Source organism: Vreelandella sp. H-I2 (assembly GCF_052959335.1).
Window position 1 is genome coordinate 103,564 of record NZ_JBRAMC010000008.1, and the last position, 12,481, is coordinate 116,044.

Sequence of the window (12,481 nt, forward strand, 5' to 3'; positions counted from 1 at the left end):
GATGCCCATGAAGCTGTTCGACGAAATACCCCGCGAGCGCCCCGCGACGCCGCTGCTCGACTCCTTTGACCACCCCGCGGCCCTGCGGGCCATGAACGCCCAACAGCTCGGCCAATTGGCTGACGAGCTACGCGCCTATCTACTTTATAGTGTGGGTGTCTCGGGTGGTCATTTTGGCGCCGGGCTCGGCGTGGTTGAGCTGAGCGTTGCCTTGCACCACATCTTCCATACACCCCATGACCGTCTGGTCTGGGATGTGGGCCATCAAGCCTACCCGCATAAAATTCTCACCGGCCGGCGCGAGACAATGCTGAGTATTCGCCAGCACGGCGGTTTGGCGGCGTTTCCACGCCGCGCCGAGTCGGAGTACGACACCTTCGGCGTCGGCCACTCCAGTACGTCGATTTCGGCGGCGCTAGGTATGGCATTGGCGGCGAAGGCCCAAGGCAATAAACGGCGAGTGTGCGCGATTATCGGCGACGGCGCGCTCACCGCAGGCATGGCATTTGAAGCCCTTGCCCACGCGGGCCATGTTGATGCCAACCTGTTGGTGATACTCAACGATAACGAAATGTCGATCTCCGAGAACGTCGGCGGCATGGCGACCTATCTCGCCCGCGTGCTCTCCAGCAAGCCCTATCTCAAGATGCGCGAAGAGGGCAAAAAAGTGCTTTCGCATCTGCCCGGCGCATTGGAACTTGCCCGGCGCACCGAAGAGCATATGAAAGGCATGGTGAGCCCCGCCACGCTGTTTGAAGAGATGGGCTTTAACTACGTTGGCCCGATCGACGGCCACGACCTCGAATCGCTCACCGATACGCTGGAAAACCTGCGTGATCTAGACGGCCCGCAGTTTCTGCATATCAAAACCGTAAAAGGTAAAGGTTTCCTGCCAGCTGAAGCAGATCAAATTGGCTACCATGCGATCACCAAATTGGAGAAGCCAAGCACCACGGTCAGCGCCTCGACGGTTAGCAAGCCGGCGGTTAAGAGCGTCGCCAAGAAAAAATACTGCAACGTGTTCGGCGACTGGCTATGCGATATGGCCGCTGCTGATCCGCGCCTGATGGGTATTACGCCCGCGATGCGCGAAGGCTCCGACCTGATTCGCTTCTCCAAAGAGTACCCACAACGCTATTTCGATGTCGCGATTGCCGAGCAGCACGCCGTGACGCTCGCGGCGGGTATGGCCTGCGAAAGCATGAAGCCGGTGGTGGCGATTTACTCAACCTTTCTACAGCGTGGCTACGATCAGTTGATTCATGACGTCGCGGTGCAGAATCTGGATGTCACCTTCGCCATTGACCGGGCGGGGCTCGTCGGTGAAGACGGCCCCACCCACCATGGCAGCATGGACCTCTCCTTTCTGCGCTGCGTACCGGGCATGGTGATCCTGGCGCCGGCCGATGAAGCCGAATGCCGTGCCATGCTCAGTGCGGCTTACCATCATCCTGGCCCCGCTGCGGTGCGCTACCCCCGCGGCACCGGCCCAGGCGTGGAGATCCCTGCCCACCTTGAACCGCTTCCCATCGGCAAGGCCGAGGTGCGCCGCCAGGCGACGAACGATAACGTACGTATCGCACTGCTGGCATTTGGCAGCCTGAATAGCGCTGCCGCCGACGTCGCCGAACGGCTTAACGCTACCCATATCAATATGCGCTCCATTAAACCCTTGGATCGCGATGCGATACTCAATGCTGCCGATGAGCATGAATTATTGGTAACACTGGAAGAGAACGTGATTGCCGGTGGCGCGGGCAGCGCCGTGAATGAGTTACTCCACGCTGAAGGGGTGCTGGTAGAGGTGCTCAACCTCGGCTTACCAGACGCTTTTGTGGAGCACGGCACACCCAAACAGCTGCTTGCCGACTGTCAGTTGGATAGCGAAGGCATCGAGCGCGCCATTCGCGCCCGTCTGCCATAGACTGCGGAACTAGACTGCGGCCCTAGGCCCTTACTTTAAAACGACATTTGAGATTGCCATGCTATTGCTTATTGTTATTTTCGGCCTGATCGGTCTTGCGTTCGGTGGCCCAGTGGGGCTATTGATCGGCGGCGGCCTGGGCTGGTGGCTGGGGCGGCGCATCAGCCGTCGACTGAATATCGCGCGGACACGCATCCAGGAAGGCTTTCTAGAGTCGATTTTCTCTGTGATGGGTTGCCTTTGCCAAGCCGACGGTAAAGTAACGGATGGCGAGCTGGATGTAGCCGAGAAGTTATTTGACCAAATGCGGCTTCAGGGCGAACAGCGCGCCAAGGCCCGCGCTGCTTTTGAGCGTGGCCGCGCGGATGACTTCAACCTAGACACCGAGCTGGCCGCCGTTAACCAGTTAACCCAGCGCCAGCCCGTATTACGCCAAGTATTTATCCAGGTTCAACTTTCAGCCATCGCCGCTGACGGTGTGCTCCACCCCGCCGAGCAAGAGATGATCCTGCGCGTCGCGCGCGGCGTGGGCTGCAGCGATGCCGAAGTTCAGCAGATTGAAGCGATGCTGCACGGCGCGGCCGCTAACTCCAAAGGCGCCAGCGAAGAAGCCCTTAAAGATGCTTACCGCGTTTTGGGGATCTCTGAAGATGCCAGCGACACCGAGATTAAAAAAGCCTACCGCCGCCTGATGAGCCAAAACCACCCGGACAAACTGGCCGGCAAAGGCCTGCCCGAGAGCATGCGTGATATCGCACAGGCACGCACCAGCGAAATCGGCAATGCCTACGAGCGGATCCGCGAAGCGCGGGGCAGCGCTTGAAGATCGTCATGCTTAGGTAATCGACAGCGCCACGAACCACCGCTAGATTGAAGCATCGATATTGAAGCATCAATTATTGTCGTCAGGAGCACGCCATGATTACGCTATACAGCTTTCCCCAATCGCGCTCGCTAAGAGCGGCGTGGACGCTTGAGGAGCTAGGCCTGGAGTATCAGTGCCAGCATGTGGCGCTGGATAAAGGGGAGGGCCAAACAGCCGAGCATTTGGCGCGCCACCCGGACGGTAAGGTACCGGTCATTGTGGATGGCGATATTCAGATGTTTGAGTCGGCGCCCATTTGCCGTTATCTAGCCGATACCTATGGCGATGGAACGCTGCTACCCAGCGATCCTGCCGCCCGCGCTCAGGTCGATCAATGGCTCAGTTTTATCATTACAGAAATTGAGCAGCCGCTGTGGAATCAAGCCAAGCATAAGTTTGCCCTGCCCCAAGATAGGCGTGTACCCGCCATTTTACCGGTCTGTGCCTGGGAGTTTCAGCGTGCGTTAAGCGCTCTGGAGCGCCGCCACAATGGCCAAGCAACCCTGGTAGGCAACACCTTTACCCTGGCGGATCTGTTTTTAACGCATACCCTGTCGTGGGCAGTCAGCATGAAGCATCGCTTGCCCGAGCCGTTACAGGTCTATCGCAAACGCCATACTCAGCGCCCCGCCATGGCTAAGGCAATCGAAAAAGAACAGACGGCCGCAAAGAGCTGAAGTATCTCTTAAAAGCCAAGCTCATCAAGCAGGTCGTCTACCTGATCCTGTCCTGCCACTGTGTCCGTCTTGTTTTGGGTTACCTGCGGCCCATTACGTAGTCTGGCGTGTTCATCTCGATCATCGTCAGTCTTAACCCCATCGGTGATATTAGGAACATTATCCACCAACACCTGAACAAGCTGTTCTTCGATTAGCTTAATGACTTCCATCATTTTCTTAATCACCTGGCCGGTGAGATCCTGGAAGTCTTGAGCCATCATAATTTCTAGCAACTCTTTTTGCGTAGCGCCGGTGGCGGCGGGCAGTTTGCTACCCAAAAAATCCTGCGTCTCCTCGACGAGGTTAGGGTCTTCTTCTACCACCGCGAGATTAGCTACCGCTGCCTGCCAACGTTTATTAAGCGCGGCGCCTTCATCTTCCAGTCTATCTTGCAAGGGTTGCGCGCGTTCAACGGCATTTAGTGCACGTTCTGCGGCCTGCTCCGTCATCGAGGCAACATAGTTGAGCCGGTCATTGGCATCAGGTATCGCTTGCGCTGCCTGGGAGATCTGCTGATCTAATCCCAGCTCTTTCATACTGTCCCGCAGCAGTCTTGTTAAGTGGCCTATACGATGAACCATGTCATCGGCGCTGCCTTGCTTTGCCAGCACCGACGGCATCGTCGAGTCGTGGGCATTATTTGTCGAACTCATGCTAATCCTCTTTTTGGAAAAGCTCGTTAAGCTTCTCCTTTTTGGTCTTGCCCATTAAAGATAAGTATCTCAAAGCGATACTACCTTTTTATGAGAAAAACATTGGCGACACTAATGATATAAAACGTCTGTCGACGGACCTTACAATAGTTGTGAGAAAGCCGCCATCGAAGCTCATGTAGATGAGGAATGGGGCAATACGGCGTTATAAACGGCAAAGTAATGACAGACGCTTCCGGCAATGACAAATAAATGCCAAATAGCGTGGTTATAGGGGATAGCACGCACGGCGTAAAAGATAACGCCTAGTGTGTAGACCACACCCCCGGCAGCTAGTAGTGCGATGCCGTTCGCCGATAAGCTTGTCGCCATTTCGCCAGCTGCCAGTACGATCATCCAGCCCATGAGGAGATAAATTGCTACTCGTAACATCGAAAAGCGATGCGGCCAACGTAGCTTGCAGGCAATCCCCACCAGCGCCAGCGACCATACAGCGGCAAACAAGATCCAGCCCGTTGGTCCGCGCATATTGACGAGCAGAAAGGGGGTATAAGTACCCGCAATGAGGAGATAGATCGCACAGTGATCCAGTAGTTGAAAGCGCTGCTTCCACTGACGATGAGGAATACCGTGGTAAAGGGTCGAGGCGGTGTAAAGCAGCACCAAAGTAGTGCCGTATAGGCTTAAGCTGACGATTTTCCATGGGTCGACATGAGCCGTTAAGCTCGCCGCAACCAGCAGTACAACCATTCCCACCAGGCTGAGCACAGCGCCAATACCGTGGGTAATACTGTGTAGCCACTCTTCGATAACGCTGAATTCGCCCAGCGGATCGTCGACACGAGTGCTGTTCATTGGAGGCTCCTCTAAACGCCCTTACGATTTTGTCGTTTAATTATTTTATAGCTTGGGCATGCAAAAATGACGAGTCGCCTTCATCAAGAAACTGCTCGCAGCAGTTGGTTCTCTACTTAACAGAATAAAACCGAACCCGGACACGCATGCCGAGTTCGGTTCTTGATAGAGCCATTACTTTGCTCTCTGCAGATTCTCGCTGACGCTCTTAAAGCGTTGGATAAGGCAAGGCATCTTTCATATCGGCGGGCACTTGAAAATCTTGAGCGCCCCCCCGTGCGCTTGCTAGTCCTTGAGGAAAACCGCTTCGATGACTGTAATCGGGCGTTATGCCTCTTTGATAGGCATGTCGTGGGCTTAATGCCTTGGCACAGGCGCAATCAATGGCTGTAAGGATGCCCACGACGGACAATGCCAAGTAGACGTTTTCTTTCTTGGTATTGTGTTCATCTTTTAAGGCATACGTGAGTACGGCAAGATCAATGACATCGCCTCCCAAGCGGCTCCATATTGCGGGAGTGGGGTTATCTGAAAGCGCACCAATACCACACATTATTTCTCTTGCCCCACAGGCACGCATGCTGTTTTCATTGCCTTGCATACCGAGCTGACGGGTAAGTTTACCTGGCGCTAGCAGCTTATAGAGCCCCATACCCAAGCTTAGCCAGCCGAGCCCACGGGCGAGTTTGTCTGATGAGCTTTGCGAATGAGTCATACTTGGCTTATGCATCATTACCTCCGTGTCTGGCTTGTTCAAGGCTTGAGAATCACCTTGACGCAGCCATCCTGTTTATCGCGAAAGGTCTTATACATTTCGGGACCTTGGTCCAAACCAACGGAATGCGTGATAACAAATGAGGGATCGATCTGCCCCTCATCAATGCGACGGAGCAAATCATCGGTCCAACGATTAACGTGCGTCTGACCGGTACGCACAGTCAGCCCTTTGTTCATTAATGCGCCCATGGGGATTTTATCGACTAGACCGCCGTAGACGCCAGGAATAGACAGTACCCCAGCAGGACGGCAGACATAGATCATCTCGCGAAGTACGTGGGCCCGGTCACTTTCCAACATCATCGATTGCTTTACTCGGTCATAAACAGAGTCCAGTGAACGGGTCGCATGCGCCTCAAGGCCTACGGCATCAATGCATTTTTCAGGCCCCTTACCGTTGGTTAAATCTTTCAATCGGCTCAAAACGCTTTCTTTGTCGAAGTTGATAGTAATCGCCCCACCCGCCTCTGCCATGGAGAGTCGCTCGGGAACGTTATCGATGACCACGACTTGTTTTGCGCCCAAAAGCACCGCGCTGCGAACACAAAACTGGCCCACGGGGCCTGCGCCCCAAACCACGACCGTGTCGGTAGCTTGAATGTCGCACTGAACTGCTGCCTGCCAGCCCGTGGGGAAGATGTCACCGAGGAACAATACTTGTTCATCGGTTAGGGTGCTGGGCACTTTAATGTGCGTGGTGTCAGCGAACGGCACCCGGACAAACTCTGCCTGACCACCGGCATACCCACCCGTAAGATGTGAATAGCCAAATAGGCCTGCACCACCATGGCCAAACGCCTTATCAGCCAGGCTCTTATTACGGTTAGAACGCTCACAAACCGAATAATTACCGCGCTGGCACTGTTCGCATTCACCGCAGAAAATGGTGAAAGGCACCACCACCCGATCGCCTACTTTCAGGTTTTTCGCTTCGCTGCCGACCTCCATCACCTCGCCCATGAATTCATGGCCAAGTACGTCGCCCGATTGCATACTGGGGATAAAGTGATCGTATAGATGAAGGTCTGAGCCACAGATCGCACAGCTACTTACATTAACAATAGCGTCGCGAGGGTGCTCAATTTCCGGGTCCGGTACCGTGTCATAACGAACATCATTTTTGCCGTGCCAGCAAAGTGCTTTCATCGTTGCTTCTCCTTAACATTTTCCCCTAGGTTAGCCTCCTGCTCTATTCAACATAGCTCAGTTGCCGGGCAAAAAAGATTAAAAAAAAGCAAGTTTCCGACGTCGCTACAGCATCATGTCCTGGTCATCACCCCTTGCGCTCAATATCCACATCGCTGGCATGAGTGAAGTCACCCAGGGCCATCATATGGCCGAGTTTTCCCGCTTTGGTGGAAAGATACTGCTCGTTATGGGGGTTCAGGCCGGTGGTAATCGGTAGGCGTTCCACTACGTTGACGCCATCGCGGGTCAGTGCGTCCACTTTGCGTGGGTTGTTGGTCATTAACCGCAGTGATGTGATGCCCAGATGGTTGAGCATCGGCACGCACAGGTCGTAGCGACGCATATCGGCACCAAAGCCAAGTTGCTCATTGGCTTCAACTGTATCAGCGCCCTGATCCTGCAGGTGGTAAGCGCGAATTTTGTTTAATAGCCCTATACCGCGCCCTTCTTGGCGCAGGTAAAACAGTACACCGCGGCCCTCTTCAGCGATGCGCTTAAGCGCTTCTTGTAGCTGATAGCCACAGTCGCAGCGCATTGAAAAGAGCGCATCACCCGTCAAACACTCAGAATGCACCCGCCCTAACACAGGCTCGTCGCCAGTCACATCACCCAGCGTTAGAGCAATATGATCCTTGCCGGTGGCCTCGTCTTCGAAGCCATGCATGGTAAAAGTTGCCCAGGGCGTGGGCAGTTGAGAAGCGGCAATGAAGCGAATGGTCACAGGTTACCTCGCTGATTGACCAAACCAGTTAACCACACCAGTGTTGGCAAAGTGGGCAAGTATTCTAACAGGAAGCGGCGCCCGCCTCACGATGGTAACGCGGCTTAAATCGGTTAATTAGCGGAGAAAAATTGGCTGGGTGCGACGATTTTTGCCACCCAGTACGCCGCTCTAGCGCCTAACTTCAAGTACAATTGCCCCATACGATCCCACGTAAGATGCGGGCAAATTTCTTAAGAGCAAGTGTCTATGACCACCACACCATTGCAAAATGACCGTTTCCTTCGCGCCTTGGCGCGTCAGCCCGTTGACCGCACCCCGGTGTGGATGATGCGCCAAGCGGGCCGCTACCTGCCGGAATACCGCGCTAGCCGGGCTGATGCGGGCAGCTTTATGGACCTATGTCGCAATCATGATCTGGCCTGCGAAGTCACCCTGCAGCCTTTGGAACGTTACCCATTAGATGCAGCCATTCTGTTTTCGGATATTTTGACCATTCCGGATGCTATGGGCCTGGGACTCTATTTTGAAACCGGCGAAGGCCCCAAATTCCGCAAAACCGTGCGCACCCAGGAAGAAGTCGCCGCGCTCAGCGTGCCTGATGCCGAACGTGACCTGGATTACGTCATGCGCGCGGTATCGACTATCCGTCGCGAGCTAAACGGTCGCATGCCGTTAATTGGCTTCTCCGGCAGTCCCTGGACGCTAGCGACCTATATGGTAGAGGGCGGATCGAGCAAAGACTTCCGTCACCTGAAAACCATGCTCTACGACACCCCAGACACCATGCACCAATTGTTGGACACGCTGGCTCACGCGGTGACCGACTACCTGAATGCGCAGATTCGTGCAGGCGCTCAGGCGGTACAGATTTTTGATACTTGGGGCGGTGCGCTCTCTACGCCTGCGTATCTGGAGTTTTCGCTGCGCTATATGGAGCAGATCGTCGCTGGACTGATCCGCGAGCACGACGGGCGCCGCGTCCCGGTGATTTTGTTTACCAAAAATGGCGGTCAGTGGATTGAGCATATCGCCTCTACCGGTGCCGATGCGCTGGGTATCGACTGGTCCACCGAGCTTTCCAATGCCCGCGCCCGCGTTGGCCACAAGGTAGCGCTGCAGGGCAATCTTGACCCTAATGTACTATTTGCCCGCCCCTCGGCTATCCGTGCTGAAGTGGCCCGCGTGTTGGAAAGCTATGGCCACGGCCCCGGTCACGTTTTTAATCTGGGCCACGGTATCAGCCAGTTTACCAACCCAGACAACGTCACCGCCTTCATGGAGGCGCTGCACGAGCTTAGCCCGCAGTACCATCGGGATATTCCAACTCAACCCAATACAGTGCACTCAGGAGCCAATTGATGAGCGAATTACGCGACGACCAGTGGTTTACCGAAGTCTTTGATAGCCACGGCAGCGCCTTCTCGCTGAAGATCTCCGAAAAACTGCTGGATGTGCAGAGCCCGTACCAACACCTGGAAGTTTACGCCACCGAGACTTACGGTAACCTGATGGTGCTGGATGGCTGCGTGATGCTGACCGACCGCGACAACTTCCTCTATCATGAGATGATTGCGCATCCGGCTCTGTTTACTCATCAAGACCCTAAACGGGTGGTGATTATCGGCGGCGGCGACTGCGGCACCTTAAAAGAAGTGTTGCGGCACCCCGGCGTTGAAAAAGTCACTCAGATTGATATCGACGAAGAGGTCACCAAGGCCTCTGAGCGCTTTTTCCCAACGCTGGTGACATCGAATAATGATCCGCGCGCCGAGCTACTGTTCGCCGATGGTGTGAAATGGGTAGATGATGCACCTGATGAGAGCATCGATGTGCTGATTATCGACTCCACCGATCCGGTAGGCCCTGCGGAAGGCCTGTTTAAGACCGACTTTCTAAAGCGCTGCCACCGTATTTTGAAAAGCGGGGGCGTGATGGTGCAACAGAGCGAGTCACCTCTTTATCACAGTGGTTCGATTATCCGAGAACTACGTAACGACATGCAGGAAGCAGGCTTTGACAGTGTTGCTACGCTGCCTTTCCCGCAGCCGGTTTATCCATCAGGCTGGTGGAGTGTGACCCTGGCGGGTAAAGACACCGACGTTAATGCGTTCCGAGAACAAGCAGCCGCTGATCACGGCCTGTCACTTGATTACTACAGCGTTGATGCCCACCGCGGCGCCCTCGCCCTACCGCCGTTTATGCGCAAAGCCTTCGCGACCGAATAAATACCCGCCTATCACCATTCTAGCGCTCACCGCCCACCCCAGCTTGCCCTTTAAAGGTGCAAAGTGAGGTGGGCGGTAACATTTTTTGCACCTAGACGTTCGTCTCGGATTTGCTGAGTAGCGTTGAAAAGCGCTGAATTAACGCCTGTACCCTTGTTGGCATCTTCCTTGCTAGGTTTAGTCACATGCTACGGCATGCACAACTATTCCAATTACGCCGAGGGAAACTAAATGTTCAATAAAAAGCACCTAGTACTGCTGGCGTCTGCTGGCTCAATGACGCTAGCCGGTATGACGACTGCTCAAGCCGATATCTTGGAAGACACCATTGAGCGGGGCGCCGTACAGTGTGGTGTGAGCGATGGCTTGCCGGGATTCTCAGCACCCGATGACGATGGTAATTGGCAAGGTCTGGACGTTGACGTATGCCGTGCCGTTGCTGCTGCGGTACTAGGTGACGCAGATGCGGTTAACTACATCTCACTGAATGCCGTGGAACGTTTCACCGCCCTACAGTCCGGCGAAGTTGACGTACTATCGCGTAATACCACCTGGACGACCACGCGGGACACAACCCTAGGCCTGAACTTCACTGGCGTTACCTTCTACGACGGTATCGGCTTTATGATCAATCGGGACTTGGGCATTTCCAGCGCTCAAGAACTTGACGGGGCAGCTATCTGCGTTCAATCCGGCACTACCACTGAACTCAATGTGGCCGACTACTTCCGCGCCAATAACATGCAGTTCGATCCTATCGTTTTCGATACTTCCGAGCAGACCGTGGGCGGCTACCAGGCAGGCCGTTGCGACGTGCTGACCTCGGACACCTCCCAGTTGGCCGCACTACGCATCCAGCTCGACAACCCGGAAGGCTCTATGATTCTGCCGGAAATCATTTCCAAGGAACCGCTAGGCCCGGTGGTTCGCCAGGGAGACGACACTTGGTTCAACATCGTCAAATGGTCGCTGTTCGCCATGATCAATGCCGAGGAGTATGGCATCTCCAGCGCCAATGTCGACGACATGATGAGCTCCGAAGATCCTAACATTGTACGTATCCTGGGCCAGGGTGATAACTACGGCGAAGCGATGGGTCTGGATGCTGACTGGGCCTATCAGATTATCAAACAGGTGGGCAACTACGGCGAAATCTTCGATCGCAACGTAGGTATGGACTCCCCGCTCGAGATTGAACGCGGTGTGAATGCCCTGTGGACTGAAGGTGGCATTCAGTACGCACCGCCGATTCGCTAAGCGTCTCGCTTGACCCCGGCCCGCCACCCTTTTAGCTATCTGTTTTAAGGGCATAGGCGGGCCATTTGATTGACCGTCCGTGTAGCGGAGACGCCATCCATGTCTGTAAGACCCAACATTCGCCCCGTCGGCCACAAGCCGCCGTTTTGGCGAGACCGTGCTAAGCGCGCACTTATTTTTCAAATTATTTTAGTCGCCGTTGTTGCGGCTTTCCTGATCTATATTATCGGCAATACCCAAGCCAACCTGAATGCCCGCGGCATCACCACAGGCTTCGGCTTCCTGGGCAACACAGCCGGCTTTGGTATTGGTCAAACCTTAATCGAATACTCCTCCCAAAGTACCTATGGCCGTACCTTCGTGGTTGGCTTGCTCAACACGCTGTTGGTCGGGGGGCTGGGGGTGCTGGCTGCCTCGATTATTGGTTTTATCGTTGGTATCGCGCGGCTATCGCCCAACTGGCTGATCGCCAAGCTAGCCAACGCCTATATCGAAACGTTTCGTAATATCCCGTTGTTGCTACAGATCTTCTTTTGGTACTTCGCGGTACTGCGAACCTTACCCAGTGCTAGAGAAAGCATGGCATTTGGCGAAGCCATCTTCCTGAACGTGCGCGGGCTTTACCTGCCGCAACCGCTGTTTGAATCCGGTTTCGGGCTTATTCCTATCACGTTTGTGGTGGCGATCATCGCCAGCATTGCGCTGATTGTCTGGAACAAGCGCCGCCACGAAGCGACCGGCAAACGCTTACCGGTTTTCTGGATGTCGCTGGTGATTATTTTTGGCCTGCCCTTGCTGGTTCTAGTGGCGACTGGCGTCCCGGTCACCTGGGAAATGCCAGTACTGCGTGGCTTTAACTTCGGTGGTGGGATAACCATCATTCCGGAGTTTTTGGCACTATGGCTAGCACTATCTATCTACACCGCGTCGTTTATAGCCGAAATTGTGCGCTCGGGCATCCAAGCCATACCCCATGGTCAAACGGAAGCCGCCCAGGCGCTGAGCCTGCCACGCAAACTGGTACTGCGCCTGGTAGTGATTCCCCAAGCAATGCGCGTCATCATTCCGCCGCTTACCAGCCAATATCTCAATCTAATTAAAAACTCGTCTCTGGCCACCGCCATTGGTTACCCCGACTTGGTGTCGGTTTTCGCCGGCACCACGCTCAACCAGACCGGTCAGGCAATCGAAGTGATTGCCATGACCATGGCGGTTTATCTGATCATCAGCTTGCTGGTGTCCATGTTCATGAACTGGTTCAACGCTCGCGTTGCGCTGGTAGAACGCTAGGCCG

General features: G+C 54.8%; 12 protein-coding genes. 7 read left to right on the forward strand and 5 right to left on the reverse strand.

Features of this window, described 5'->3' with window-relative positions; translation table 11 throughout:
- Window position 1 precedes the first annotated feature (1 nt).
- The 3 genes from dxs to ACUVOF_RS18710 all read left to right on the forward strand — a co-directional run bounded on the left by dxs (window position 2) and on the right by ACUVOF_RS18710 (window position 3,466).
- On the forward strand, window positions 2-1,924 hold the full coding sequence (gene dxs, locus ACUVOF_RS18700; protein WP_447045769.1) for a 1-deoxy-D-xylulose-5-phosphate synthase: 1,923 nt from the start codon (window positions 2-4) through the stop codon (window positions 1,922-1,924).
- A 58-nt stretch (window positions 1,925-1,982) separates the two neighbouring features.
- On the forward strand, window positions 1,983-2,747 hold the full coding sequence (gene djlA, locus ACUVOF_RS18705; protein WP_447045770.1) for a co-chaperone DjlA: 765 nt from the start codon (window positions 1,983-1,985) through the stop codon (window positions 2,745-2,747).
- A gap of 95 nt (window positions 2,748-2,842) precedes the next feature.
- A complete protein-coding gene (locus tag ACUVOF_RS18710; RefSeq protein WP_447045771.1) occupies window positions 2,843-3,466 on the forward strand; it encodes a glutathione S-transferase family protein in 624 nt (207 codons plus the stop codon).
- A gap of 8 nt (window positions 3,467-3,474) precedes the next feature.
- On the opposite strand, the gene cheZ is transcribed toward ACUVOF_RS18710, so the two are convergent.
- The 5 genes from cheZ to ribA all read right to left on the reverse strand — a co-directional run bounded on the left by cheZ (window position 3,475) and on the right by ribA (window position 7,702).
- The gene (gene cheZ / locus ACUVOF_RS18715; protein WP_447045772.1) at window positions 3,475-4,161 is read right to left on the reverse strand and encodes a protein phosphatase CheZ; all 687 of its coding nucleotides are present in this window, start codon (window positions 4,159-4,161) and stop codon (window positions 3,475-3,477) included.
- A gap of 174 nt (window positions 4,162-4,335) precedes the next feature.
- Window positions 4,336-5,016, reverse strand: coding sequence for a PAQR family membrane homeostasis protein TrhA (gene trhA / locus ACUVOF_RS18720; protein ID WP_447045773.1), 681 nt, complete (start codon window positions 5,014-5,016; stop codon window positions 4,336-4,338).
- A 208-nt stretch (window positions 5,017-5,224) separates the two neighbouring features.
- A complete protein-coding gene (locus ACUVOF_RS18725) occupies window positions 5,225-5,746 on the reverse strand; it encodes a hypothetical protein (protein ID WP_447045774.1) in 522 nt (173 codons plus the stop codon).
- A gap of 23 nt (window positions 5,747-5,769) precedes the next feature.
- Window positions 5,770-6,939 carry a zinc-dependent alcohol dehydrogenase gene (locus tag ACUVOF_RS18730; RefSeq protein ID WP_447045775.1) on the reverse strand — a complete coding sequence of 390 codons (1,170 nt, stop codon included), beginning with the start codon at window positions 6,937-6,939 and terminating at the stop codon, window positions 5,770-5,772.
- A 127-nt stretch (window positions 6,940-7,066) separates the two neighbouring features.
- Window positions 7,067-7,702 (reverse strand): GTP cyclohydrolase II, encoded by a 636-nt coding sequence (gene ribA, locus ACUVOF_RS18735; RefSeq protein WP_447045776.1) that lies wholly within the window; start codon window positions 7,700-7,702, stop codon window positions 7,067-7,069.
- Window positions 7,703-7,951: 249 nt separating this feature from the next.
- On the opposite strand from ribA, the gene hemE reads away from it, so the two are divergent.
- The 4 genes from hemE (at window position 7,952) to ACUVOF_RS18755 (ending at window position 12,477) form a co-directional block, all read left to right on the forward strand.
- Window positions 7,952-9,064, forward strand: coding sequence for a uroporphyrinogen decarboxylase (gene hemE / locus ACUVOF_RS18740; RefSeq protein WP_447045777.1), 1,113 nt, complete (start codon window positions 7,952-7,954; stop codon window positions 9,062-9,064).
- Window positions 9,064-9,930, forward strand: a complete 867-nt coding sequence (gene speE / locus ACUVOF_RS18745; protein ID WP_447045778.1) for a polyamine aminopropyltransferase — start codon at window positions 9,064-9,066, stop codon at window positions 9,928-9,930. The genes hemE and speE overlap by 1 nt, the downstream gene beginning before the upstream one ends.
- Before the next feature lie 231 nt (window positions 9,931-10,161).
- Entirely contained in the window at window positions 10,162-11,187 is a 1,026-nt protein-coding gene (locus ACUVOF_RS18750) for an amino acid ABC transporter substrate-binding protein (RefSeq protein ID WP_447045779.1), read from the forward strand.
- A gap of 99 nt (window positions 11,188-11,286) precedes the next feature.
- Window positions 11,287-12,477: an amino acid ABC transporter permease gene (locus ACUVOF_RS18755; protein WP_447045780.1), complete on the forward strand. Its 1,191-nt coding sequence runs from the start codon at window positions 11,287-11,289 to the stop codon at window positions 12,475-12,477.
- The last annotated feature ends 4 nt before the right edge of the window (window positions 12,478-12,481 follow it).